Genomic DNA, 24,028 nt, shown 5'->3' with positions numbered 1-24,028 from the left:
TCGACGCGCTGTTTCCCTTGGCATACCGAAGGCTACCGGGGAGTAGAACAGGTTACCGACGACGGGCGAAGAACCGGTCACCGGACCGCTCGAGCAGAAGATCCTGGTCGAAGGTCTTGGACAGGTTCTCACTGGTGATCACGTCGTCCATCAGACCCGAAACCACGGCGTGGCCGTCGCGCAAGAGCAGCGCGTGGGTGAAACCGGGCGGGATCTCCTCGACGTGGTGCGTGACCAGCACCATCGCCGGGGCCTCCGGGTCCATCGCCAACGAGGAAAGCCGCGCGACCAGGTCCTCACGGCCGCCGAGGTCCAGCCCGGCCGCCGGCTCGTCGAGCAGCAGCATCTCGGGGTCGGTCATCAGCGAACGGGCGATGAGCGCGCGCTTGCGCTCGCCCTCGGACAGCGTGCCGAAGGTGCGCTCCGCGAGATGCGGGATGCCCAGCGACGCGAGCAGCTCGTCGGCGCGCTCAGTGTCCAATGTGTCGTATGCCTCACGCCAGCGGCCGAGGACCGCGTACCCGGCGCTGACGACGACGTCGCGCACGATCTCGTCGCCGGGGACCCGGCCGGCGATCGCGGCGGAGGTGAAGCCGATGCGCGGGCGCAGCTCGAAGATGCTGACGCGCCCCATCTGCTCACCGAGCAGGTGGACGGTGCCGGAAGTCGGGTGCATCTCGGCGGCGGCGAGTCGGAGCAGTGTGGTCTTGCCCGCGCCGTTCGGGCCGAGCACCACCCAGCGCTCGTCGAGTTCGACGCTCCAGTCGAGGTCGGCGAGCAGCTCGTTGTGCCCGCGCCGGACGCCGACACCGGCCATCCGAACCACGAGATCGTCAAGGTCGCTGGGCAGGGAGGACTCACTCACAAGACCATTGTGTCTACTGCCGATCCGGGTGTCACAACGGCATGCCCCTCCGCGGCGAAGAGGCAGGTCATCGCGGTCCCAGTAATTGGAACGGTTCGCTGTGTGTTCACCGATCACGCCGCGGCTGTGGCAGGATCGGGGGGTGATCCGGTCCGCGTCCACCGCCTTCCCCGCCATCGGGGGCTCTTTCTGGCGCGACCGCACCGTCGATCTGCTCCTCGTCGCCTCCGCAGGCTGTATGCCCGCGCGGCACGACGGCTGAGCCCTCTTTTCGTTTCCGAGCCCTGTGCTCGGTTCGCTCCCCGTGTCGCGCTCCGTGCATTCACCCATCGCGCACTCACCTGGAGCACTTCATGACCCAGTCGATCGTCCATTCCGACGTCGAGATCCACCCGCAGCTCACCGACCCGCTGCTCGCGGACCTGCTGCACCCCACCCGACAGCTGTGGACCGCACGGGAACTCGTCGACCTGACGAACACCGTCGCCGCCGAACTCACCACCAGCCTGCGCGGTCTCCTGCGCTTCGACGAAGACCAGCGCTGGTGGGCCCGCCTGGCGCTGACCGGCGGCGTCGAACTGTGGCTGCTCTCCTGGCTGCCCGGCCAGCAGACCAAGCCCCACGACCACGGCGGCGCGTCGGGCTCGTTCACCGTGCTGCAGGGCGAACTGGCCGAAGAGTACCGCTACCCCGGTGGCCCGGTCCGCCGGCGCGCGCACTTCGCGGGCCAAGGCATCGGCTTCGGCGCCGGCCGCGCACACCAGATGTCCGGCGCGGGGACCGGTAGCGCCGCCAGCGTCCACGCCTACTCGCCACCCTTGGTCGCGACGCGCGAATACACCACCCTCGCCGACGTCCCCGCCGAAATCGCACCGCTTCCGGCGATACTGTTCCGGTGAGCCACATCGACGACGCCATCGGGTCCGCGCGTTCGAAGCTCGACCGCGCGGACCCGGCGGAAGCCCAACGCCTGCAAGCCGACGGTGCCCTGATCGTCGACATCCGCCCGCACGCGAACCGCGCGGAAGAGGGCGAAATCCCCGGTGCGATCCCGATCGAACGCATCCACCTGGAATGGCGGCTGGACCCCACCAGCGACTGGAAGATCCCCCAGGCGAACCCGGACGCGCCGATCATCGTCGTCTGCAACGAGGGCTACGCCTCCAGCCTCGCGGCGGCGGACCTGCAACGCCTGGGCCTCCCGCACGCCACCGACCTGATCGGCGGCTACCGAGCCTGGAAGTCCGCCGGCCTCCCCACCACCCCCGGCGGCACCCCCGCCATCCCTTAGTCCCGCACCAACCTTGAGTACGCACCACACCCCGGCGCCACCACCTCGAGTCGACTTTCGTGCAAAACACGCGGCCGCCAACCTCAGGACTGAAATGAACGGACCTTTCATCTCAAAAAACGAGATGAAAGGTCCGTTCATGCCACGGCTAAGCCGCGACGAACCAGCCGTGCGAACGTCGGCCGGGCCGGTCACCCCAGCACGTGTGTCTCGCGCGCAAGAGGTCGCCATCTGTCGACAGATGGCGAACCTTCAGCGCCCCCTGGGGAGCTAGGCCAGGACGACCTTCGCCAGTTCGGCGGAGCTGGCGAGCAGGGGGTGTCGCGGAAGAACCCGGACGGTGTAACCCAAAGACCCGGCATGCGGCAGCCGAAGCTTCGCCGTGAACTCCCCGATCCCGGTCGAATCCATCGCGACAGTCACCACATCCGCCAGCTCGTCGCTGTCCCCGACCTTCCCCACCACGGCCTGGACATCCACGTCGTCAGGCGTCAACCCGGCCAGATCGATCCGGGCCTTGACCTGAACCTCGGTCCCCACCACCAAAGAATCCTGAGCCTCCACCACCAGCTCGGAATCAAAAATGACCACCCGGCCCCAAGAAATCCCCAACTTGGTCCGGTACTCGGACAAAGACCGAGCCCCCCGATAATCATCCCCGGTCGCCTCGGCCACCATTCGAGCCGCGGGAACATACCCGGACTCGACATATTCCCGAACCATCCGAGAAGCCTGCACTCGCGGACCCAAAGTCTCGAGCGTATGCCAGATCATCGACATCCACCCACCGGGAACCCCCTGAGCGTCCCGGTCATAAAACAACGGCCCGATCTGCTGGCCCAGCAAGTCGTACAACGCCGCGGCCTCGAGATCGTCCCGCCGCAACGGATCGGTCACCCCGTCCGCAGTGGGAATCGCCCAACCGTTGCTACCGTCATAAAGCTCATCCCACCATCCATCCCGAATGGACAGGTTCAATCCACCGTTCAACGCCGACTTCATCCCCGAAGTCCCGCAAGCTTCCAACGGCCGCACCGGATTGTTCAACCAGATATCGCAACCCCGATAAAGATACCGGGCCATCGACATATCGTAATCCGGCAGGAACACGATCCGATGCCGCACCGCCGGGTCATCCACGAAGCGAACAATCTGCTGAATAAGCGCCTTGCCACCCTCATCAGCCGGATGCGACTTCCCCGCCACGACCACCTGAATAGGCCGATCCTCGTCCAGCAGCAAAGCGCGCAACCGGTCCGCGTCACGCAGCATCAGCGTCAGCCGCTTGTACGTAGGCACCCGACGCGCGAACCCGACAGTCAGCACGTCAGGGTCGAAAACCGAGTCGGTCCATCCCAGCTCCAACGGCGAAGCGCCGCGCTGCAGCCAAGCCGCCCGGACCCGCCGCCGTACCTCGGCGACGAGCTTCTCCTTCAACTCGCGCCGCAACGCCCAAAGCCGCTCGTCCGTGACCCGCTCGCGCATCGACTGCCCAGCCTCGCCGCGCCCGTCGACACCCCATTCCTCGTCGTTGCCGCCGAGCAACGCGCTCAGCTCGCGCGCCACCCAAGTCGGGCCGTGGACGCCGTTGGTCACCGACGAGATCGGCACCTCGTTTTCGTCGAAGTTCGGCCAGAGCCGGGAAAACATCCGCCGCGACACCCGGCCGTGCAACTTCGACACGCCGTTGGCCCGCTGAGCCAGCCGCAAACCCATATGGGCCATGTTGAACATGCCGGGGTTGTCCTCCGCGCCCAGCGCGAGCACCTGCCGCAGCTCGATGGCGGGCACCAGCCGTCCGTCGCCGAAATACCGCGTCACCAGGTCGACCGGAAAGCGGTCGATACCCGCGCTGACCGGCGTGTGCGTGGTGAACACCGTCCCGGCGCGCACCGCGGACAGGGCCTCGTCGAAGCCCAGCTTGTCGGCCTGGATGATCTCGCTGGCCCGTTCCAGGCCCAGGAACCCGGCGTGCCCTTCGTTGGTGTGGAACACCTTCGGCTGCGGATGCCCGGTCATCGCGCAGTACCGCCGCACCGCGCGGAAGCCGCCGATCCCGGCCAGGATCTCCTGGCGGATCCGATGATCGGCGTCGCCGCCGTACAGCCGGTCGGTGACCTTCCGCAGGTCCTCGTCGTTCTCGTCGATGTCGGTGTCCAGCAGCAGCAACGGGATCCGGCCGACGTTCGCCTTCCAGATCTGTGCCTGCAGCTCCCGCGCGGCCCCCGGCATCGCGACGTCGACCAGCACCGGCTTGCCGTCTTCGACCAGCAGCTCCAGCGGGAACGCGTTCGGGTCGATCACCGGGTAGTGCTCGACCTGCCAGCCGTCGAGCGACAGCGACTGCCGGAAGTACCCCGCGCGATAGAGCAACCCGACACCGATCATCGGCACGCCCAGATCGGACGCCGCTTTGAGATGGTCACCCGCCAGGACCCCGAGCCCGCCCGAGTAGTTCGGCAGCGCCTCGGTCACACCGAACTCCATCGAGAAGTACGCGACGGCCCCGGGCTGTTCCGGCCGGTCCTCGCCACGCCGCTGGTACCAGCGTGGCTCTGAGAGGTACCGATCGAGATCGGCCGTCAGCACCCGGGCGCGCTCGAGGAATTCCTCGTCGACGGCCAGCTCCGCGAGCCGTGCCGGGGGCAACGCCGTCAGCATGCGCAGCGGGTCGCGGATCTTGTCGAACAGCTCGGCGTCCATGGACGCGAAGAGGTCCCGGGTCGGGGGATGCCACGTCCACCGGAGGTTGGTGGCCAAGGCGCCTAGCCCGGCAAGCTGCTCCGGCAAGCTCGCGCGGACGGTGAACCGACGGACTGCTCTCATGGTGCGCGACCATATCTGCCCGGCCCCGCGCCCGCTTCCGCGCCGGTATGGGGATAACGCGCACACCCCCGAAAGATGCTGGGTAGGGTGCACCTGATGCGGCATCGGACACAGTTGGGGAGCAAGTGATCATGATCCACGGGGGAAGGCGGCCGGTTCTGGTCGCGATCCTTGTCGCAGCAACGCTCGGCTTCACCACGGCCTGTTCGGGCGGTGGTGGCATCGCTTCGCTGCCCGGCGCGTTGGATCAGGGGAACGTCGCGGGCCTGCCGGTGACACACTTCGAGAGCGGCCTGAAGCCCGACGCCCCGATGCCGAATCTGGACGTCAAGAACGCCGACGACGGCGAGATCGACAGGCTCGCGACGTCCGCGATCGCCGACGTCGAGAAGTACTGGGCCGAGTTCCTGCCCACCAACTTCAGCATGCCTTTCGAGCCGGTGAAGTCCCTGCTGTCCTACGACGCGAAGGGCACCGAGCAGACGACGGCGTGCGGCAGCACCAAGGGCCTCGTCAACGCCTTCTACTGCCGGGGCGACGACTCCGTCGCCTGGGATCGCGGCGTGCTGCTGCCGATGCTGGAGAAGCGCTTCGGCACGATGTCCGTGGTGACCGTGCTAGCGCACGAGTTCGGCCACGCCGTGCAGTTCCGGCTCGGCGAGAAGGCCGGGATCACCAAGAACACCCCGACGATCGTCACCGAGCAGCAGGCGGACTGCTTCGCCGGCGGTTACTTCCGCTGGGTCGCCGAAGGTAAGAGCGCCCTCTACCGGGTGTCCACCGCCGAGGGCCTGAACCAGGTGCTCGCCGCGCTGTTCTTCATCCGCGACCCGGCAGGCAACGCCGCCACCGAACGCGGCGCGCACGGCACGGCGTTCGACCGCACCTTCGCCTTCCAGACCGGGTTCGAGAAGACCCCGAAGGACTGCGCCGCGATGAACGAGGCCAACGTCAAGGCCCGCATCACCGAGCAGCCGTTCGCGAAGCAGGACACCGGCAAGGGCGACGAGAAGTTCAACCAGGCAGGAGTCGACGTCCTCAAGAAGAGCCTGGACGCGGCGTTCGGGGGCGCCGGCGTGCCGGGACCGGCGATCGTCAACCAGGGCGGCAAATGCCCCGGCGGCAAGGGCACCCCGCCCGCGTCCTACTGCGCGGACAACAACACCGTCAGCATCGACCTGCCCGCGCTCACCGCGCTGGCCCAGCCGATCGACCGGCAGGCCGAGGCCGAAGGCAGCGACCCCGGCGGCATGGGCGACTTCGCCGCGTTCGCCGAGATCGCTTCGCGGTACGCGCTGGGCATCCAGAAGGGCGTCGGGGCGTCGCTGGACAACCCGAACGCGGGGCTCCGCACGGCTTGCCTGGTCGGCGCGTGGGCGAAGGTGACCGACAGCCCCGGCGTGCTGCGCCTGTCCCCCGGTGACCTCGACGAGGCCATCGCGGAGCTGCTGCAGCCGGACAGCCTGGTGTCGGCCGACGTCAACGGCGCCCGTCCGGCCAACGGATTCTCGCGGGTGCGGGCGCTGCGTAAGGGCTACCTGGAGACCTCAGCCGTCTGCTCGAAGGACTTCAGCTAAGTCCCACGCCGGGGAATATGTCGACACTTTCCCCGGGCGCGGAGCGTGTCGACATATTCCCGGGGGACTAGAAGAGGGCGCTCGCCAGGCCTCGGCGGGCCTTCATGACGCGGTCGTCGGCCGGGTCGAAGAGGTCGAACAGCTCCACGAGGTGTTCGCGGACCCGGTTCCGCTCGTCGCCGTTGGTCCGGCGGACAGCGGCGATGAGGCGGTCGAAACCGGCCTCGGCGCGCTGTTCGGAGACCTCGAAGTCCGCCGCCGCGAGCTGGGCATCGATGTCTTCGGGGGCGGCGTCCGCGCGGGCCACCGACGACGGGTCGACGGTGCTGGCCCTGGCCGCGAACTTGACCTGGACCAGCGCGGCCTTCGCCTGCTCGTTGGCGGGCTCGACGTCGAGGATCCGCTCGTAGGCGGCCTGGGCGTCGGCGAAGTCGCCGCGCTCGAACGCGTCTTCGGCCTCGACGAAGCGGGGGTCTTCGGGCTCTTCGACGGGCTCGGCGCTGCCGTTCTCCTCGGCCGCGCGGATGCCGGGGAGCTTGTCCCGCAGGGCGTCCAGGAGCGAATCGAGCCACTTGCGGATCTCCGGCTCCGGCAGCGCGCCGGAGAAGGCGTCCACCGGCTGGCCGCCGCCGACGGCGACGATCGTCGGGATCGACTGCACGCCGAAGAGCTGCGCGATCCGGGGGTTGGCGTCGACGTCGACCTTGGCGAGCGCCCAGGCGCCGTTGCTCTCGGCCGCGAGCCGCTCCAGCACGGGGCTGAGCTGCTTGCAGGGCCCGCACCACTCGGCCCACAGGTCGACGACGATCAACTGCTGGAGGGACCGCTCGACGACGTCGGCCTGGAAGCTGGCTTCGGTGACCTCGAAGACCGCGGCGCCCGCCTCGGCAGGCGGTGCGGTGGGGTCGCCAGGGCCGGGGGGCGCGCTCGGCGGGCCCGAGGGCTGTTGGCGCGCCGCGTCGGCACGGGCCTTGAGCGCGGAAAGGTCCACCGCGCCGGATAGTGCGGCGGACATCGCCGCCGACTTCGCTGCTGATCCGCGTGGATGTGTCACGCTTCCATCCTGGCACGGTCTCGCGCGGGTTTCACTGAGGGCCGGTCCGAAAACGTACGCCGGTAGTCGTTGGGCGGCACGCCGACGATCTTGTGAAAGTGATGGCGCAGCAACGCCGAGGTGCTGAACCCGCATTGCCTGGCGACCTCCTCGACGCCGAGGTCGGTCTCCTCGAGCAGATGCCGCGCGTGCAGCACGCGCTGCAGTGAGAGCCAGCGGGTCGGCGTCGTCCCGGTTTCGGCGACGAACCGCCGCGCGAAGGTCCGCTCGGACATCCGCGCGCGGCGGGCGAGCGCGGCGACGGGGTGGTCCTCGGCGAGGTTCCCGAGCATCCAGGTGAGCACCGGCTCGAGACTGTCGCCGGTGCCTTCGGGCATCGGGAGATCGACGAACTGTCGCTGCCCGCCGTCGCGTTGCGGCGGCACGACCATGCGCCGGGCGATGGCCGTCGCCACGCCGGAGCCCAGCTCGCGGCGCACCAGATGCAGGCACGCGTCGATGCCCGCGGCCGTCCCCGCGCTGGTGACGATGTCGCCGTCGTCGACGAACAGCACATCGGGGTTCACGTCAGCGGAGGGATAGCGACGCTGGAACTCGTCGGCGTGCCGCCAGTGCGTGGTACACCGGCGCCCGTCCAGCAGCCCTGACGCGCCGAGCAGGAACGCGCCACTGCAGACGGTGAGGATCATGGCGCCCTTGGCGTGCGCGGCGCGCAGCGCGTCGAGCACGGCGGGCGGATAGCTGTCCCGGATGCGGGTGGCGGGGATGGCGATGAGGTCGGCGCCGTCGAACCCGCCGAGGCCGAACTCGGGGATCATCCGGACGCCGACGTCCGCCCCGACGGGCACGCCGGCCTGCTCACCACAGATCCGCAACTCCATCTTCGGCACGCCGTCCTCGGTGCGGTCGATGCCGAAGACTTCACAGACGGTGCCGAACTCGAACGGCGAAACCCCGTCGATCAGCAGGCAGGCGATGGTGCGCAGCATCACGTCAGCATAGATGGCAGGATATTGCGGCACAACGTCAGATCTGCCACTGGTGGCACTAATTAGCTGAGCGCAAACTTACTGCCATGACCTTCACCGTGTTCGCCCACCAGTCCCAGCAAGGCCACCGGGTCGGCTGGGAATCCGACATCGAAGACCGCGACCTCAGCCGTACCCAGGCCGATCTCGCCGCGCTGGAACCACCGGAAGCACCGACACCGCGACGCAAGCCACGCTCACGGCTGCAGATGCTGCTCGATCCGCTCCACTTTGGCGCTTAGCTGTCCCTCGTCGAAGCCCGGCCGGATGTCGGCCTTCAGCACCAGCCCGACCCGTGCCGAACCCTCTCCGGCCGCCTCGACCGCGGCTTTGACGACGGCCATCACCTCGTCCCACTCGCCTTCGATGTTCGTGAACATCGCGTTCGTCGAGTTCGGCAGCCCGGATTCGCGTACCACCCGGACAGCGCGGGACACGGCTTCACTGACTCCACCGTCCTCGGCGGCACCTGAGGGACTCACGCTGAAGGCGACGATCATCTTCCAACTCCTCGAATCGGCGGGGATTTAGCGGAAATATGGGCCTACCCTGCCGCACTTACCGGGTACCCGCTGGTAACTTTCCGGACATGAGCCGTCCGCTGCCGTTCGACCCCATCGCCCGCGCGGCGCAGCTGTGGGAGGACCGCATAGGCCCCTCCGGAACCATGGCCGCCGTCACCGGCGTCATGCGCGTCCAGCAGATCATCCAGTCCGCTGTGGACAATGCGCTGAAACCCCACGGCCTCACCTTCGCCCGCTACGAAGCACTGGTGCTGCTGACGTTCGCGCGGCGCGCCTCGCTCCCCATGCGCGTGATGGGTGAACGCCTCCAGCTGCACCCGACCAGTGTGACCAACATCGTCGACAGACTCGAGAAGGACGGTTTGGTCAAGCGCGTGCCGCATCCGACCGACCGCCGGACCACGCTCGTCGAAATCACCGACGCGGGCCGCAGCCGCCGCGAAGAAGCCACGGAAGCGGTCACCGCCATCGATTTCGGGCTCACCGGGCTGACGGACAGGCAGACCGAACAGCTCACCGACCTGCTGACCAAGGTGCGCAAGGCAACCGGCGATTTCACGGAGTGAGACAAGGACGAAAAAAGGCCCGCCACGGGAAACCGTGGCGGGCCTTTCTCATCGTGCTCAGGAAATCAAGCGGTGACGGGAACCTTCGCCTCGAAGAGGCCGGTACCACCGTGGATCAGCCGAGAGGGGCCGTCCAGCTTGCCGGAGCGCAGGGCCCACTTCTCGAAGGCCCAGGTGAACAGCGGCGGCAGACTGGAGAGCAGCGCCAGCACGAGGGTCTTCGGGCGCCAGGCGAGCGGCTTGGCGACCGCGAGCGACACGAGCACATACGCGACGAACACGACGCCGTGGACCATGCCGAGCACCGGCACACCACCCTCGCCGGCTCCGACGGCGTACTTGAAGAACATCCCGATCAGCAAGCCGGCCCAGGAAAAGGCTTCGGCTACTGCGGCCACGCGGAACAGAACTGCGGCCTTGCTGGACACGACTTCCTCCTACAATTTGGCAAACTGCGCCTTGGACACAGAAAAACGCCCGATCAGCACTGTCCACGAGGGACTCCCGTGGACGTTCAACTGCGCTGTCGGACGTTGTGCTACCAGTGTGATGCGTGATGGCCCTCACGGGAACACCGGGGGTCGTGATCATGCTCACTGCCCCCGGCGGACCCGGCTAATCGTCCTCCCATTTGAACACCCGCGCGGCGATGAAACCGACCACGACGGTGAACCCGAGCAACACGCCGACGGGGAGGTAAAGCGCCTCGATTCCCTTACCCCGCACCATGACGTCGGTCATCCCGGTGTTGAGGTGCTTCATCGGGAAGACGTTGGAGACGACCTTCAGCCAGCCCGGCAAACCGTCGACGGGGAAGAAACTCCCGGAGAGGAAAGCCATCGGCAGGATGATGATGTTCGCCGCACCGCTGGCCGCTTCTTCGGTCTTGCAGAAGGCGCCGACGAGCATCCCGATGGAGAAGAACGCGAGCGCGCCGATCAGCAGCAGCGGGATCGCCAGCCACCACTGCCCGGAGAGCTTGAGCCCGAACACCGGCAGCAGGGCGATGCCGATGAACACCGCCGCCTGCACCACCGCCACCCCGAGGGTGACCACGATGCGGGAACCGAGCACGGTGACCGGCTTCACCGGCGCGAGCTGCAGCCGTCGAAGGACCTGTTTCTTGCGCCAGCTGACGAAGGTCAGCGCCGCACCGAAGACGGCGGCGATCGACGCGGCCCAGGACAGCAGGCCCGGCGTCAGGTACTGGATCGGCTTGAGCGAGACGTCCTCGACCTGTGCCGCTTCGAGCGAGAACCGCGGCGGCTGGCCGGTCGCCTCGACGTTGGCCTGGCTGACCACGCCGTTGAGCAGCCCGAGCACGGTCCCGGCCTTGACCTGGTCGCTCGCGGCGAACCGGACGGTGACGGCCGTGCCGTTTTCGGCGAAGAAGGCCGGAATGTCCCCCGCTTTGACCTGCGCGGCCGCGTCTTCGGCGGAGTCGATGTGCTTGAGTTCGACGGCGTCCAGCTTCGCCAGCGTCTGCGCGATCGGCCCGTCGCCGACCACGCCGATGACCGTTTTCGACGCGCCCTGGTTGCCGAAGATGAGCCCGAAGATCACCAGGAACATCAGCGGGAACAGGAAGGTGAAGAACAGCGTCGCCTTGTCGCGGATGAAGCCCTTGTAGGCGGCTGTCGCCAAGCTTTGGAACGGCGTGAGCGTCCGCTCTTTCAAGGCACTCATGCGCGGTACTCCCGGCCCGTGAGATTGAGGAAGACGTCTTCGAGGGTGGCCGTGCGCACCTGCAGCCCGTCGAGCGTGCCCCGCTCGGCGAGGGCGGAGAGCAGCGGCGCGGGGGTGTGGGTGGAGATGGTGAGCGACACCTCGTCCTCGGTGACCTCCTCGGCACCGGGCAGCGCCTTGGCGTCGGCGGCGGCCAGCGAGCCGCGCTCGAGGATCACGCGGGTGGCGGCGTCGAGGTCACGCACCAGGCGCGCCGGGGTGTCCATCGCGAGGATCTTGCCGTTGTCCATGATCGCGACGCGGTCGCACAGGATTTCGGCCTCGTCGAGGTAGTGCGTGGTGTAGACGATGGTCTTGCCGCGGGCCTGGATCTCGCGCAGCACGTCCCAGAGGTTGCGCCGGGCCTGCGGGTCGAGTGCCGCGGTGGGCTCGTCGAGGAAGACGATGTCCGGGTCGTGGACCAGCGCGCAGGCGATCGAAAGCCGCTGACGCTGTCCGCCGGAGAGCTTCGCTTCGGGCGTGCTCGCCTTGTCGGTCAGGCCGACCAGCTCGAGCATTTCGTTCACCCGCTGGGATTTCACCCCGTAAAGCGCACCGAACGTCTGCAACTGCTCACGCGCTGTCAGTTTTTCGAAGAAGGCCGACGCCTGCAGCTGCACCCCGATTTTGGGCAGCAGCCGCATGTTCCGCGGCCATGGTGATTCCCCCAGCAGCAGGACGGACCCGGAAACCGGCTCCCGGAGCCCTTCCGCTATCTCCAAAGTGGTCGTCTTGCCCGCGCCATTCGGTCCGAGGATGCCGAAGAACTCCCCCTCGGACACGGTGAACGAAACACCGTTGACCGCGCGCAATTCGCCATAGGTCATGTGGATGTCGTCCACGGCGAGCGCTGTTCCCATGGCGGGAACGCTATCGCCACTGGACACCGCCCGTATGCTACTTCTGGAATCCATCGCGGGAGCTCGGGTGAACGGGCTGAGAGGACGGCTATATTCCGCCGTCGACCGCTTGAACCTGACCGGGTAATGCCGGCGTAGGGAGCTTCAAGTGAGTACTGACTTGCCCGCACGCGTGGCCGAGGTTTCCAAGACCGAGGTTTCCAAGACGCTCGACGGGCCGGTCCCGCGGAGCCTCGGAACCCTGGACCAGGGCGCGTTCTGGGTCAATCTCGGGGTGAGCCTGCTCGGCTTCACCGGCGCCGCCACCGTCATGATGCCCGCCGGTGCCCCGGCACTGTCCTTTCTGGCCGCGCTGGCGGCCACTGTGGTCGGAACGGTCATCGGCAGCGTGATGCTCGGGCTGTCCGCCGTTCCCGGTGCGCAGACGCAGGCGCCGTCGATGGTGCTGCTGCGCGGGCTGTTCGGTGCCCGGCTCTCCTCGGTGCCGACCGTGCTCAACGTGTTGCAGCTGATCGGCTGGGGCACCTTCGAGCTGCTGGCGATAACCCAAGGGGCGCAAGCGATCTTCGGCGGCGGCCCGGCGTGGCTGTACGTGCTGATCACCGGCGCGCTCACCACCGCGATGACGATCTGGCCGCTCGGCTCGGTGCGCCTGCTGCGCCGGTACGTGACCATCGCGGTCGCGATCTCGCTGGTGTACCTGTTCGTGCAGATCCTGCGGCAGCCGGTGCCCGACCTCAACGCCGGTTCCTGGCAGGGTTTCTGGCTCGGCACCGACGCCGCGCTCGCCGTCGCCGTCTCGTTCATCCCGCTGGCGTCGGACTACTCACGGCACGCGAAGTCGACCAAAGCGGCGTTCTCGACGGCGTTCTTCGGCTACTCCCTCGCGCAGATCCTCTGCTACGCCCTGGGTCTGCTGGTGCTGCTCCAAGCGGGCACACTCGACGAGCCGTACAAGCCGTTCCTCGCCATCCCGCTCGGCGCGATCTTCCTCGGCGTCATCGTGCTGCGGGAAGCCGACCAGTCCTTCGCGGACACCTACTCGACCGGCGTCTCGCTGCAGAACCTGTTGCCCCGCACCGATCGCCGCGTGCTGACCGTCGGGGTCGGCATCGTGACGACCGTGCTCGCGCTGACCATGGACATCAGCCAGTACGCCGGTTTCCTGGTGCTGATCGGCTCGGTGTTCGTGCCGCTGTTCGGCGTCCTCGCGGCGGACTACTTCGGCCGCAACCGCCACCGCGACCCGTCGGCGGCCTGGGACCTGTCGGAGACGGCCCCCTCGCGCTGGCGGATGCTGCTGGCCTGGGTGCTGGGCCTGGCGGTGTATCAGCTGATCCACCCGGGCGACGCCGGTTGGTGGTCGCGGGCATGGGTGGATCTGGCTTCGGCACTGCACTTCACCCCGGCCGGGTGGATGAGCGCGTCGCTGTTCTCGTTCGTCGCGGCCGCCGTCCTGGCCTGGCTGCTCGGCCGCCTCCCCCGCCGCCGCTGAACGTTCCGACCCAGCGTGGCTCGTGAGTGGCAACGAGTGTTCTAACACTCGTAACCACTCACGAGGGGTGCTGGGTCGGGAGGCACGGCCACGGTGGTCACACGCCGCTTTAAGCCCAGACACAGCGACTCACGTCCGCCCAACGGGCGGGAGTCTTCATTGCGCGCGCTTGCCGAAGGCCAGGTTTGCGGGAGCAGGGCGCCCCCGGCACGATCGCAAGCGACCTGCCCATGCCACGCCCTGGTCACGCAAACCTGATGGCGCGCCTGCCAATAAACACAGGCTTCTAGCCGTGCCTCTGACCGCAACCACCAGCTTTGAGCCGTACCAGCCAGAGGCCAGCCACCACCGGCCGTACCGCTGTTCGCCGACGGGAAACGATTACTCGTGTCCGATTACTCCGAAAACTGGGAAAAACCGCCTTCTTCGCACCAAGGCATTGACAGGACATGACCGTTTGGTGTGCAATCTGCGCCACTATGACAACGTTGTCGCCCAATAGCCCACACGGCGGGCAGAACGGGACACCCAAGGCTCCGAGCCGACGGGCCACGATGAGTGACGTGGCCCGGCTGGCGGGCGTGAGCATCAAAACGGTATCGCGGGTCGTCAACGACGAGCCCGCGGTGCATCCCGACACCGCCGAGCGGGTGATGGCGGCCATCGAGCAGCTCGGCTTCCGGCGGAACCTCGGCGCGCGCAACCTCCGCCGCGGCTCGACCACCGGGACCATCGGCCTGATCGTCGAGGACGTCGGCAACCCGTTCTACTCGGAGCTCAACCGGGCCGTCGAACGGATCGCGACCTCGTTCGGCCGCCAGGTGCTGACCGGGTCATCGGAAGAGAACTCGGACCGCGAACGCGAGCTAGCGCTGGAGTTCTGCGCGCGGCGCGTCGACGGGATCCTCGTCGTGCCCGCCGGAATGCAGCACGGCTACCTCGTGCCGGAGATGCGCGCGGGGACGCCGGTGGTCTTCATCGACCGCCCGGCCGGCGACATCGTGGCCGACACCGTGCTCGTCGACAACATCGGCGGGACCGTCGAAGCCGTCACGCACCTGGTGAAGCACGGCCACCGGCGGATCGCGTTCCTCGCCGACAGCGCGGACATCTTCACCGCCAGCGAGCGCCTGCGCGGTTTCCGCGAGGGCTGCGCGCGGGCGGGGATCTTCTACGACGAGCGCCTGGTCATCATGCGCACGCCGACCCCGTCGAGCGTCGGCGACGCGGTCAGCGCCCTGCTCTCCGGCCTCGAGCCCGCGACAGCGGTGCTCGCCGGAAACAACCGGGTCGCCGTGCACCTGCTGCGCGCGCTGGCCCACGCGGACAAGCGACCCGCGATGATCAGCTTCGACGACTTCGAACTCGCCGATCTGCTGGACCCGCCGGTGACCGTCATGGCTCATGACGTCAGCGCACTCGGGCACGCGGCGGCGGAGCTGCTGTTCGCCCGTGTCCAGGGAGACCAATCCACCCCCAGAAAGGTAGTTCTGCCAGTGCATCTCGTAGCGCGCGGTTCCGGCGAGGTCGCGCCGTGACCCACCACTTGGAACCGATCCGGCTCCCGGCGAACCAGCCTCCGCAGTTCTACCGCGGCGGCGACGCCATCGCGGCCCTGCGCGGCGCGTCGCAGTCCGAAAGCAAGTTCGGCCCGGAGGACTGGGTCGGCTCGGCCACCACGATGTTCGGCCAGGACACCAACGGGCTGACCAAACTGCCCGGCGGCGAGTGGCTGCGCGACGCCGTCCGCGCCGACCCGCGCGCCTGGCTCGGCGAGAAGCATGTCGCCGCACTCGGTGACTCGACCGGCCTGCTGGTCAAGCTGCTCGACGCCGGTCAGCGGCTTCCCGTGCACTTCCACCCGACGGACGCCTTCGCACAGCAGCACTTCGACTCGCATTTCGGCAAGACCGAGGCGTGGATCGTGGTCGGCACCTACGGCGACGACCCGCGCGTGTACCCCGGTTTCCGCGAGACGCTGAGCAAGCAGACCGTGAACGAGTGGGCGCGTGACCAGGACGCACCCACGATGCTGGGTGCGCTCAACAGCGTTCCGGTTGCGGCGGGCGACACGGTCTACATCCCGGCCGGGCTGCCGCACGCGATCGGCGAGGGCGTGTTCGTCGTCGAACTGCAGCAGCCGACGGACTTCTCACTGACGCTTGAATGGCGCGATTTCTTGAGCGGCCCCGAAAAGGGTCATCTCGGGCTCGGTTTCGAGAAGGCGATCGAAACACTCGACACCTCCGGCTGGGACGAAGACCGGCTCAAGACGATCATCAAGCACACCGCCGGCCTCGACAGCCCCAGCGTCGACCTGCTGGCCGACGGGTCCGACGGCTTCTTCCGCGCGGATCAGCTCAAGCCTCTGGGTACGGGGACAACGTTGTCACTCGACCCGTCATTCGCCGTTCTCGTGGTCATGGACGGCACGGGAACGCTGCGCACGGAGCACGGCGGCGAGTACGCGCTCACCAAGGGCGACACCTTCGTCGTCCCCTTCGACACCGGCGAATCCACTGTGGAGGGTGACCTCACGGTCATCCGCTGCCGCCCACCAGCACCGGAAAAAAGGGGTACGCATGAGTGAAGCCATTCTGCTCGACGCGCAGAACCTCACCAAGTACTACGGATCCGTGGAAGCCTTGCGTGGCGCGTCCTTCCAGGCACGCGCCGGCGAGGTGACCGCGCTGATCGGTGACAACGGCGCCGGCAAGTCCACCTTGGTCAAATGCCTGTCCGGCGCGGAGCAGCCCAGTTCGGGCACGATCCTGCTCGACGGCGAACCGGCCAATTTGGACTCGCCGACCACGGCACGTCGTCTCGGCATCGAAACGGTGTACCAGGATCTCGCCGTCGCACCGGAACTCGACCCGGCGGCGAACCTGTTCCTCGGCCGGGAACTGCACCGCAAGGGGATCCTCGGCAAGCTCGGCATGCTGGACAAGGCCGAGATGCGCCGCCGCGCGGTGGAGGAGTTCCAGCGGCTCGGCGTCACGTTGCAGAGCACGGACGTGCCGATCGGTTCGCTGTCCGGCGGGCAGCGGCAGAGTGTCGCGGTGGCCAGGTCCGTGGTGTGGGCCAGCAAGGTCGTGTTCATGGACGAGCCGACGGCCGCGCTCGGTGTCGTACAGCGCGAGCGCGTGCTGGACGTCATCAAGAAGGTGCGGGACCGGGGGATCGCGGTGGTGCTGATCAGCCACAACATGCCCGAGGTCCTGTCCGTCGCGGACCGTATCGAGGTGCTGCGGCTCGGCAAACGGGTCGCCCGCTTCAAGACCGAGGACACCAAGCTCGAAGACCTCGTCGCCGCGATGACCGGCGCGCTCGTCCAGGAGGAGGCGGCATGAGCACAGCGTCTCCCGAAGTCCAGTCCACTCCCGCGGAAGGGTTCGGCAAGCGGCCGCTGGGAAAGCGGCTCGTCGGCGCGAACACCTTCTGGATCGCACTGGTACTGCTGGCGTTGATCGTGGTGTTCACCGCGATGGCGCCGAACGAGTTCGCGACCGTGTTCACCTTCCAGACACTGCTGATCGAGACCTCGGTACTGCTGGTGCTCTCGGTCGGGATGACCTTCGTGATCATCACCTCCGGCATCGACCTGTCGGTGGGCTCGGTCCTCATCTTCGCCGGCATGGTCGCCGGGAAGACGATGGAAGGCTTGAGTCCCAACGGAAACGCGAGCACAGCGGGCTGGGGCGTGATCTTCGCCGGTCTCGTCGCCGCTGTCGTGGCCGGGACGGCTTGGGGCCTGCTCAACGGGTTCCTGATCGCCGTCGCCAAGATCCCGCCGCTGATCGTCACGCTCGGCACGATGGGTGCCGCGCTCGGGGCGGCGTACCTGCTCAACAACGGTTCCGACGTCCGCAGCGTGCCGCGTGAACTCAACACGACACTCGGCTACGGCACGTCGTTCGGCGGCATTCCCAACCTGGTCCTGGTGGCCGTGGTGATCACGCTGGTCTGCGCGTGGCTGTTGCACACCACCAAGTTCGGGCGCTACACCTTCGCCGTCGGCTCCAACGCCGAGGCCGCGCGGCGCTCGGGGATCCGGGTGACCGCGCATCTGCTGAAGATCTACGTGCTCACCGGTTTCCTGGCCGGGGTCGCGGGGTTCATGTCGCTGGCGTACTACGCGTCGACGACGATTTCGGCGCACACCACGGACAACCTCAACGCGATCGCGGCGACGGTGATGGGCGGGACCAGCCTGTTCGGCGGGGTCGGCTCGATCCTCGGCACGGTGATCGGCGTGTTCATCCCGGCGGTGTTGAAGAAGGGCTTCAACATCACGCATGTGCAGGACTTCTGGCAGATGATCGCGGTCGGCGCGGTGCTGATCGCCGCGGTGTGGTTCGACCAGCGGCGCCGCCGTCAGCGCAATTCGAGGTAATTCCTCTCAGCACAAAGGAGTGCTCATGAAGTTGATCAATAAAGCTCTTAATCTTTCGCTTTTAAGGAATGTCACTGTGTTCGGTGCGGCGGCTCTGTTGACCGCCTGCGGGTCCGGCACGGTCGGGCAAAGCGACTCCGGCCAGCCCGCGCAGAACACCAAGAAGCTGACGCTGGTTCCCGGTGTCCAGGCCGAGCCGTTCTACATCTCGATGCAGTGCGGTGCCGAAGCCGAGGCGAAGAAGTCCGGCTACGAGATCAACACCCAGGCACCACAGAAGTTCGACGCGGCCATGCAGACCTCGATCGTCAACGCGCTGGGCTCGAACCCGCCGGCCGCGCTGCTCATCGCGCCGACCGACGCCGACGCCATGCTCACGCCGATCCAGCAGGTCAAGAACCGCGGCGCGAAGATCATCGAGGTCGACACCGCGCTGACGGACACCAGCGTCGCGGCGTCGTCGATCTCCTCGGACAACGCGGCCGGCGGCAAGCTGGCGGCCGAGACGCTGGCGAAACTGGTCGGCAGCAAGCCGGGCTCGGTGCTCGTGCTGGACACCATCGCCGGGACGTCGACGACCAACGCCCGTGCGAAGGGCTTCGAAGAAGCGCTGGCGGCGTACCCGAACCTGAAGTCGGCCGGGATCCAGTTCACCCAGAACGAGCCCGACCAGGCCGCGTCGAAGGTGACCGCCGCGATCGCGTCCACGCCGGACCTCGTCGGCATCTTCGCGACCAACCTGAACACCGGTGAAGGCGCGGCGACCGGGCTGCGGAACAGCGGCAAGGTCGGGCAGGTCAACCTCGTCGGCTTCGACGCCAGCCCGTCCGAAGTGGATGGCCTGCGCAAGGGCGAGTACCAGGCCCTGATCGCCCAGGACCCGACCGCCATCGGCCAGCAGGGCGTCCAGCAGGCGGTGGCCGCGCTGGAAGGCAAGCCCGTGACCCGCAACATCCTCGCGGGCCTGCACTCCATCACCAAGGACAACCTCGACGCCAACGCCCAGTACTTCTACAAGCAAAGCTGCTGAGGCACCTCCCGACCCAGCACCCCTCGTGAGTGCGTAACAGTGTTCTAACACTGTTACGCACTCACGACCCCATAGGATCGGCGCATGGTTCCCGTCGACGAGGATCGGGTGCGCCCTGGCCGGTTCAAGCCGTGGCGGGGTTCGGCGCGCGTGGATCCGACGGAGACGCTGAGTGCCGCGAGGAACATTTCCGAGGACTTGAATGACGGGTTGGCGGGGCCTAGGGCCCGCAGGGCGGTCAAGGCGTTGAGGCACCTGCTCGGGGTGCAGGGGCTGGGGATGGCGGATCTGTCCGGGGCCACGATGTGGTCCGGCCAGCCGTCGGCAGACGCGGCGACGGCGGCGCTGCTCGAGGAGGTCCTCCACACCGAAGCACCCAGCGGCAGGCCACCACTCGTCGCACTCCCCTTGCACGTCAACGACGAGCTGGCAGGCGTGCTCGTCATCTCCGGCGACGCCAAGATGGCCGCCGCCAAGGAAGCCACCGCGCTCGTCGTCCACGCGCTCGAACGTGGGCGTCTCGAAGCGTCGGCCGACCAAGCCGCGCAGGCTGAGCTCAGGGCACTCCGAGCCGAGATCTCCCCGCATTTCGTCTACAACGCGCTCACCGTCATCGCCTCGCAGGTCAAGTCCGACCCCGACCGCGCCCGTGACCTGATGCTCGACTTCGCCGACTACACCCGCTACAGCCTCGCCCGCCACGGCGAGTACACGATGCTTTCCGACGAGTTCCACGCCATCGAGACCTACCTCGCGCTGCAGCGGGCCGTACTCGGCGAACGGCTTCAGGTGCAGGTCCGCGTCGCTCCCGAGGTGCTCGCTGTCGCCGTGCCCTACCTCGTGCTCGAGCCGCTGGTCGAGAACGCCATCCGCCACGGGATCGAGCCACGGTCGGGCGCGGGGCTTGTGCAGGTCCGCGGCGAAGCCGAGGGCAACGAGTGCGTCATCAGCGTGGAGGACGACGGCGTCGGCATGGAACCGGAGAAGGCCAAGGCCATTCTCGCCGGACGCGGTGACGCGGGCAGTGTGGGTCTGGCCAATGTGGACCGTCGGCTGCGTAGTGTGTACGGGCCATGGTTCGGTCTCGTGGTGGAGACCGAGGTCGGCGCCGGCACCAGGGTCGTTGTCCGGGTGCCCCGATTCCAGCCGGGAGTGATGCCACAGTGACCGCACCCAAGGGCCTTCGTGTGCTCGCTGTCGACGACGTCCCGCCGGCGCTGGAGGAACTGTGCCGCCTGCTCCGCGAAGCACCCGAGGTCGCCGAAGTGGCCGGAGCCGGAGACCCGCTGAGCGCGCTCAAGATCATCCAGGCCGAGCGGTTCGACGCGGTGTTCCTCGACATCTCCATGCCCGGCCTCGACGGCCTCGAACTCGCCTCCCTGCTGGCGAAGCTGAGCGAACCGCCGGTGATCGTGTTCGTCACCGCGTACGACGGTCACGCCGTCGCGGCGTACGGCATCGGCGCGGTCGACTACCTCCTCAAACCGGTCCGCGCGGAGCGTCTTTCGGCCGCGCTGGCCAAGGTGACGCGGATGGTCGCCGCCGGTAAAGCCGTTGGCCTGCCTAAACAACCGCTGCCCGACGCGATGTCCGCGCTGCCCGTCGAGTCGGGCGGGCGGACGCGGTACGTCCGGCGCAGTGACGTCCAGTTCGTCGAAGCCCACGGCGACTACGTCCGCCTGCACACCGAATCCGGCGTGCATCTGGTGCGGATGCCGATCTCCCGGCTCGAAGAGTATTGGGAGGGCACGGGATTCGTCCGCGTGCACCGCGGTTTCCTGGTGGCGCTGAGCGCGGTCCGCGAGCTGCGCAGCGACTCGGCGGGCGGGCTGCTGGCGCATACCGACCTCGGTGACGTCCCGGTGAGCCGCCGTCACTCCCGCGAACTCCGCGAACACCTGTTGCGCGCCGCCCAGCGCGGGCAGCTGGACCGGCAGAACTAGGGTGTGCCCCGATGAGCAAGACGCCCAAACGCGTCGCGGTGATGAGCCCGCAGACCCGGCTCGCGCATTCCCGCCGCCGCGCGCGTGGGCGTTGGCGCGTCCCGCAGCTACATCCTGACGACGCCGAGCGCGCGCTGGCCCTGTATCGCGCCCAGCGAAGCAAGGGTGTGCTCGCGCTCGTCTTCATGTTCGGCCTCTTACTCGGTCTGCCCCTGGTGTTCTCGGTCTGGCCGGCGCTGGACGGCTTGCGGCTGCTGGGAATTCCGGTGTCCTGGCTCATGCTGGCCGTCCTGCCGTATCCGGCGATGGTGGCGATCGCGTGGTGGCAGCTGCGCCGGGCGGAACGTATCGAGGACCGCTGATGGTCGCCGTATGGGCGGTGGCGCCGGTGGTGCTGGTGACTCTGCTGATCGGGTTGCGCGGGGTCGCGGCGATGCGCACGACGTCGGACTTCCTCGTCGCTTCACGCCGGATCTCACCGCTGCTGAACTCGGCGGCGGTGTCGGGCGAGTACCTCTCGGCGGCTTCTTTCCTTGGCGTGGCGGGACTTGTCGTCAAGGACGGCATGGGCGCGCTGTGGTATCCGGTCGGGTTCACCGCCGGGTACATCGCGATGCTCGTGCTCGTCGCCGCGCCGATGCGCCGCTCCGGCGCGCTCACCGTGCCCGACTTCGCCGAAGCCCGGCTGGCCTCGCCCACGCTGAGAAGACTCGCCGCGCTGGTCGTGCTCGTCATCGGGACGCTGTATCTCGTACCGCAGTTCCGGACAGCGGGTTTGGTGCTCAGCGCGGTCAGCAACACGCCGTATTGGGTCGGTGTGGTGATCGCCGGGACGGCCGTCAGCGTCACGCTCGCGCTCGGCGGGATGCGCGCGGCGACCTACGTGCAGGCGTTCCAGTTCGTGTTGAAGCTGCTGCTTTTCATCGTCCCGGCGATCTGGCTCGTGGTGCACGTCAACGCTTCCGTGCGGTTCGACGCCGTGCATCCGGTGGAGTTCACGCATTTCGCGCGCGAAACCCCGGTCGACTTCGAAGTCGACGTGACGATGGAACTCCGTGAGCCGACCGGAATCCGCGGCCCTGACGGCACCCCGACCACCGTGCCGCCGGGCGAGTTGACGATGTCCGGCGGCCAGACGCTGACCTTCCTCGAAGGTTCACCGGTGCCCGGGGTTCGCGGCGGCGCGCCGCTGGGCGGACAAGGTTGGCAGCGCCCGCTGCTGAACCTGGAAGACGGCGGCTATCCGCTGCTCGGGACGTGGGCGGTGCTGATCGCGACCATGCTCGGCACGATGGGCCTGCCGCATGTCCTGATGCGCTTCCACACCAGCCCCGACGGCCGCGCCGCGCGCAAGACGGCCGCGATCACTGTCGCGCTGCTGAGCGTTTTCTATTTCTTCCCAGGCGTTTACGGCGTGCTCGGCCGGGTTCTGGTGCCCGAGCTCTACCTCTCCGGCGCCACGGACACGGTCGTCGTCGCGCTCCCGGCGCAGGTCGACACCGGCCCGGCGGGGACGACGTTCACCGCGTTGCTCACCGCGGGCGCGTTCGCCGCGTTCCTGGCGACGTCGCTGGGCCTGCTGCTCGTGGTGTCCGGCGCCATCGCGCACGACCTGATGCCCGGCGGCCTGCGCCGCCTGCGCGTGACGGTCGTCGTCGCGGCCGCGGTCATGGTGCTGCTCGCGTTGCCGTCGACCCGCATCGACGCCGGGATCCTGGTGACCTGGGGCTTCACCGTGGCGGCGTCGACGTTCTGCCCGCTGCTGGTGCTGGGCATCTGGTGGCCGCGGCTGACGGCCGCCGGGGCGATCAGCGGGGTGCTCGCGGGGCTGCTGTCGTCATCGGGCTCGATCATCACCGCGTTGCTCGACCCCGGGTTCGACGGCTGGCTGTCGATCCTGATCGCGCAGCCCGCGCCCTGGACAGTGCCGCTCGCGTTCGCGATCATGATCGTGGTGTCGCTGCGCGGCCGGCCGCCGCCGTGGTCGCGGGCGGCCATGCTGCGGCTCCACCTCGACGAAGGCAACCACCTTTTCGGACAGTCGAGGCGCCTGCCCGTCGCTGGGCCGATCGGCCCAGCGCCCGTCCGTTCGTCATGGTTCGGGCGCCGTTCGTAAACCGTTCGTCGCAGCGGCCGACGTTTGAACTTTGGACTGTTTCCACTTCGACCTGGTCTCCCTAACGTGGCGCGGAACACATTCGTTCCACTCAACGAGGAGGCCCCGTGAGTCTCACGGAGCAGGAATCTCCCGGCGACGGCCCGCCGGTAGACGTGTGGGAAGAGGCGCACAACAGCGCCGAATTCCAGCAACTGCGGTCCAGGCTGCGCCGCTTCGTCTTCCCCATGACCGCCCTGTTCCTGCTGTGGTACCTGCTGTACGTGCTGCTGGCGGACTACGCGCACGGCTTCATGTCCACGAAGGTGGTCGGCAATATCAACATCGGCCTGATCTTCGGGCTGCTCCAGTTCGTCTCGACCTTCGTGATCACCGGGCTCTACGTCCGTTACGCGAACCGGAAACTCGACCCGATCGCGGAGAAGATCCGTGAGGATCTCGAGGGAGTGGCCAAATGATCAACATCGCCGCCGGAGTCGAAGGCAGTAATCCGGCCCTCAACATCAGCATTTTCGCGGTGTTCGTCGCGATCACCCTGGTGATCGTGTTCCGGGCCAGCCGCAACAGCAAGACCGCGTCGGACTACTACGCCGCCGGGCGAGCCTTCACCGGTCCGCAGAACGGCATCGCGATTTCCGGCGATTACCTCTCGGCGGCCTCGTTCCTGGGGATCGCCGGGGCCATCGCGATCTACGGGTACGACGGTTTCCTCTATTCGATCGGCTTCCTGGTGGC

Annotated in this window: 25 protein-coding genes and 1 riboswitch; of the genes, 17 read left to right on the top strand and 8 right to left on the bottom strand. The window is 67.8% G+C overall.

Annotated features, from left to right (window positions below):
• Positions 1–52: 52 nt before the first annotated feature.
• The gene (locus tag VGP60_RS33420; protein WP_327552165.1) at positions 53–865 is read right to left on the bottom strand and encodes an ABC transporter ATP-binding protein; all 813 of its coding nucleotides are present in this window, start codon (positions 863–865) and stop codon (positions 53–55) included.
• A gap of 353 nt (positions 866–1,218) precedes the next feature.
• On the opposite strand from VGP60_RS33420, the gene VGP60_RS33415 reads away from it, so the two are divergent.
• Positions 1,219–1,764 (top strand): cysteine dioxygenase family protein, encoded by a 546-nt coding sequence (locus VGP60_RS33415; protein WP_327552164.1) that lies wholly within the window; start codon positions 1,219–1,221, stop codon positions 1,762–1,764.
• A complete protein-coding gene (locus VGP60_RS33410) occupies positions 1,761–2,156 on the top strand; it encodes a rhodanese-like domain-containing protein (RefSeq protein WP_327552163.1) in 396 nt (131 codons plus the stop codon). The genes VGP60_RS33415 and VGP60_RS33410 overlap by 4 nt, the downstream gene beginning before the upstream one ends.
• Before the next feature lie 270 nt (positions 2,157–2,426).
• Here the strand turns inward: VGP60_RS33410 and glgP are convergent, their stop codons facing one another.
• Positions 2,427–4,982 carry an alpha-glucan family phosphorylase gene (gene glgP, locus VGP60_RS33405; protein ID WP_327552162.1) on the bottom strand — a complete coding sequence of 852 codons (2,556 nt, stop codon included), beginning with the start codon at positions 4,980–4,982 and terminating at the stop codon, positions 2,427–2,429.
• A gap of 131 nt (positions 4,983–5,113) precedes the next feature.
• On the opposite strand from glgP, the gene VGP60_RS33400 reads away from it, so the two are divergent.
• A complete protein-coding gene (locus VGP60_RS33400; RefSeq protein WP_327552161.1) occupies positions 5,114–6,559 on the top strand; it encodes a neutral zinc metallopeptidase in 1,446 nt (481 codons plus the stop codon).
• Between the two features lie 67 nt (positions 6,560–6,626).
• Here the strand turns inward: VGP60_RS33400 and VGP60_RS33395 are convergent, their stop codons facing one another.
• Together VGP60_RS33395 and VGP60_RS33390 are read right to left on the bottom strand one after the other, a co-directional pair.
• Positions 6,627–7,613, bottom strand: coding sequence for a tetratricopeptide repeat protein (locus VGP60_RS33395; protein ID WP_327552160.1), 987 nt, complete (start codon positions 7,611–7,613; stop codon positions 6,627–6,629).
• Positions 7,610–8,602 (bottom strand): GlxA family transcriptional regulator, encoded by a 993-nt coding sequence (locus VGP60_RS33390; protein ID WP_327552159.1) that lies wholly within the window; start codon positions 8,600–8,602, stop codon positions 7,610–7,612. The genes VGP60_RS33395 and VGP60_RS33390 overlap by 4 nt, the downstream gene beginning before the upstream one ends.
• Positions 8,603–8,688: 86 nt before the next feature.
• Between VGP60_RS33390 and VGP60_RS33385 the strand changes: the two genes are divergently transcribed.
• Positions 8,689–8,883 carry a hypothetical protein gene (locus VGP60_RS33385; protein ID WP_327552158.1) on the top strand — a complete coding sequence of 65 codons (195 nt, stop codon included), beginning with the start codon at positions 8,689–8,691 and terminating at the stop codon, positions 8,881–8,883.
• Here the strand turns inward: VGP60_RS33385 and VGP60_RS33380 are convergent.
• A complete protein-coding gene (locus tag VGP60_RS33380) occupies positions 8,839–9,141 on the bottom strand; it encodes a thiamine-binding protein (protein WP_327552157.1) in 303 nt (100 codons plus the stop codon). The two genes, VGP60_RS33385 and VGP60_RS33380, sit on opposite strands and share 45 nt — an antisense overlap.
• An 89-nt stretch (positions 9,142–9,230) precedes the next feature.
• Between VGP60_RS33380 and VGP60_RS33375 the strand changes: the two genes are divergently transcribed.
• Positions 9,231–9,731 (top strand): MarR family transcriptional regulator, encoded by a 501-nt coding sequence (locus VGP60_RS33375; RefSeq protein WP_327552156.1) that lies wholly within the window; start codon positions 9,231–9,233, stop codon positions 9,729–9,731.
• Positions 9,732–9,796: 65 nt separating this feature from the next.
• Here the strand turns inward: VGP60_RS33375 and VGP60_RS33370 are convergent, their stop codons facing one another.
• The 3 genes from VGP60_RS33370 to VGP60_RS33360 form a co-directional block, all read right to left on the bottom strand.
• The gene (locus VGP60_RS33370; protein ID WP_327552155.1) at positions 9,797–10,159 is read right to left on the bottom strand and encodes a DUF3817 domain-containing protein; all 363 of its coding nucleotides are present in this window, start codon (positions 10,157–10,159) and stop codon (positions 9,797–9,799) included.
• Positions 10,160–10,346: 187 nt separating this feature from the next.
• Positions 10,347–11,417 carry an ABC transporter permease gene (locus VGP60_RS33365; protein WP_327552154.1) on the bottom strand — a complete coding sequence of 357 codons (1,071 nt, stop codon included), beginning with the start codon at positions 11,415–11,417 and terminating at the stop codon, positions 10,347–10,349.
• Positions 11,414–12,316, bottom strand: a complete 903-nt coding sequence (locus tag VGP60_RS33360) for an ABC transporter ATP-binding protein (protein ID WP_327552153.1) — start codon at positions 12,314–12,316, stop codon at positions 11,414–11,416. Before VGP60_RS33360 ends, VGP60_RS33365 begins: the two co-directional genes overlap by 4 nt.
• Before the next feature lie 45 nt (positions 12,317–12,361).
• Positions 12,362–12,474, top strand: a riboswitch (TPP riboswitch).
• Between VGP60_RS33360 and VGP60_RS33355 the strand changes: the two genes are divergently transcribed.
• The 12 genes from VGP60_RS33355 to VGP60_RS33300 form a co-directional block, all read left to right on the top strand.
• Positions 12,465–13,811, top strand: coding sequence for a purine-cytosine permease family protein (locus VGP60_RS33355; RefSeq protein ID WP_327552152.1), 1,347 nt, complete (start codon positions 12,465–12,467; stop codon positions 13,809–13,811). (Overlaps the previous riboswitch by 10 nt.)
• 554 nt (positions 13,812–14,365) lie before the next feature.
• On the top strand, positions 14,366–15,349 hold the full coding sequence (locus VGP60_RS33350; RefSeq protein WP_327552151.1) for a LacI family DNA-binding transcriptional regulator: 984 nt from the start codon (positions 14,366–14,368) through the stop codon (positions 15,347–15,349).
• On the top strand, positions 15,346–16,401 hold the full coding sequence (locus tag VGP60_RS33345) for a class I mannose-6-phosphate isomerase (RefSeq protein WP_327552150.1): 1,056 nt from the start codon (positions 15,346–15,348) through the stop codon (positions 16,399–16,401). The genes VGP60_RS33350 and VGP60_RS33345 overlap by 4 nt, the downstream gene beginning before the upstream one ends.
• On the top strand, positions 16,394–17,161 hold the full coding sequence (locus VGP60_RS33340) for an ATP-binding cassette domain-containing protein (protein WP_327552149.1): 768 nt from the start codon (positions 16,394–16,396) through the stop codon (positions 17,159–17,161). Before VGP60_RS33345 ends, VGP60_RS33340 begins: the two co-directional genes overlap by 8 nt.
• Positions 17,158–18,204 carry an ABC transporter permease gene (locus VGP60_RS33335; protein WP_327552148.1) on the top strand — a complete coding sequence of 349 codons (1,047 nt, stop codon included), beginning with the start codon at positions 17,158–17,160 and terminating at the stop codon, positions 18,202–18,204. Before VGP60_RS33340 ends, VGP60_RS33335 begins: the two co-directional genes overlap by 4 nt.
• A gap of 25 nt (positions 18,205–18,229) precedes the next feature.
• A complete protein-coding gene (locus tag VGP60_RS33330; RefSeq protein WP_327552147.1) occupies positions 18,230–19,234 on the top strand; it encodes an ABC transporter substrate-binding protein in 1,005 nt (334 codons plus the stop codon).
• Positions 19,235–19,318: 84 nt separating this feature from the next.
• On the top strand, positions 19,319–20,401 hold the full coding sequence (locus tag VGP60_RS33325; protein ID WP_327552146.1) for a sensor histidine kinase: 1,083 nt from the start codon (positions 19,319–19,321) through the stop codon (positions 20,399–20,401).
• Entirely contained in the window at positions 20,398–21,177 is a 780-nt protein-coding gene (locus VGP60_RS33320) for a LytTR family DNA-binding domain-containing protein (protein ID WP_327552145.1), read from the top strand. The genes VGP60_RS33325 and VGP60_RS33320 overlap by 4 nt, the downstream gene beginning before the upstream one ends.
• An 11-nt stretch (positions 21,178–21,188) precedes the next feature.
• Entirely contained in the window at positions 21,189–21,539 is a 351-nt protein-coding gene (locus VGP60_RS33315; protein ID WP_327552144.1) for a hypothetical protein, read from the top strand.
• Entirely contained in the window at positions 21,539–23,293 is a 1,755-nt protein-coding gene (locus VGP60_RS33310) for a cation acetate symporter (RefSeq protein WP_327552143.1), read from the top strand. Before VGP60_RS33315 ends, VGP60_RS33310 begins: the two co-directional genes overlap by 1 nt.
• Before the next feature lie 107 nt (positions 23,294–23,400).
• Complete coding sequence (locus VGP60_RS33305) at positions 23,401–23,751, top strand: DUF485 domain-containing protein (protein ID WP_414640446.1); 351 nt, start codon at positions 23,401–23,403, stop codon at positions 23,749–23,751.
• On the top strand, positions 23,748–24,028 hold a 281-nt coding region (locus VGP60_RS33300), incomplete at its 3' end, for a sodium:solute symporter family transporter (protein ID WP_414640445.1). The genes VGP60_RS33305 and VGP60_RS33300, both read left to right, overlap by 4 nt.

The sequence above is a fragment of the Amycolatopsis sp. genome (assembly GCF_036008905.1).
Classification (GTDB): Bacteria; Actinomycetota; Actinomycetes; order Mycobacteriales; family Pseudonocardiaceae; genus Amycolatopsis.
The sequence above is the reverse complement of the archived record's forward strand: the minus strand, read 5'-3'. Positions and strand labels throughout refer to the sequence as shown.

Coding starts and splice junctions, on each gene's coding strand:
- VGP60_RS33415 (WP_327552164.1), top strand. CDS start 1,219: ATGACCCAGTCGATCGTCCATTCCGACGTCGAGATCCACCCGCAGCTC.
- glgP (WP_327552162.1), bottom strand. CDS start 4,982: ATGAGAGCAGTCCGTCGGTTCACCGTCCGCGCGAGCTTGCCGGAGCAG.
- VGP60_RS33400 (WP_327552161.1), top strand. CDS start 5,114: ATGATCCACGGGGGAAGGCGGCCGGTTCTGGTCGCGATCCTTGTCGCA.
- VGP60_RS33390 (WP_327552159.1), bottom strand. CDS start 8,602: ATGCTGCGCACCATCGCCTGCCTGCTGATCGACGGGGTTTCGCCGTTC.
- VGP60_RS33385 (WP_327552158.1), top strand. CDS start 8,689: ATGACCTTCACCGTGTTCGCCCACCAGTCCCAGCAAGGCCACCGGGTC.
- VGP60_RS33380 (WP_327552157.1), bottom strand. CDS start 9,141: ATGATCGTCGCCTTCAGCGTGAGTCCCTCAGGTGCCGCCGAGGACGGT.
- VGP60_RS33375 (WP_327552156.1), top strand. CDS start 9,231: ATGAGCCGTCCGCTGCCGTTCGACCCCATCGCCCGCGCGGCGCAGCTG.
- VGP60_RS33365 (WP_327552154.1), bottom strand. CDS start 11,417: ATGAGTGCCTTGAAAGAGCGGACGCTCACGCCGTTCCAAAGCTTGGCG.
- VGP60_RS33360 (WP_327552153.1), bottom strand. CDS start 12,316: ATGGGAACAGCGCTCGCCGTGGACGACATCCACATGACCTATGGCGAA.
- VGP60_RS33350 (WP_327552151.1), top strand. CDS start 14,366: ATGAGTGACGTGGCCCGGCTGGCGGGCGTGAGCATCAAAACGGTATCG.
- VGP60_RS33340 (WP_327552149.1), top strand. CDS start 16,394: ATGAGTGAAGCCATTCTGCTCGACGCGCAGAACCTCACCAAGTACTAC.
- VGP60_RS33335 (WP_327552148.1), top strand. CDS start 17,158: ATGAGCACAGCGTCTCCCGAAGTCCAGTCCACTCCCGCGGAAGGGTTC.
- VGP60_RS33330 (WP_327552147.1), top strand. CDS start 18,230: ATGAAGTTGATCAATAAAGCTCTTAATCTTTCGCTTTTAAGGAATGTC.
- VGP60_RS33325 (WP_327552146.1), top strand. CDS start 19,319: ATGGTTCCCGTCGACGAGGATCGGGTGCGCCCTGGCCGGTTCAAGCCG.
- VGP60_RS33315 (WP_327552144.1), top strand. CDS start 21,189: ATGAGCAAGACGCCCAAACGCGTCGCGGTGATGAGCCCGCAGACCCGG.
- VGP60_RS33310 (WP_327552143.1), top strand. CDS start 21,539: ATGGTCGCCGTATGGGCGGTGGCGCCGGTGGTGCTGGTGACTCTGCTG.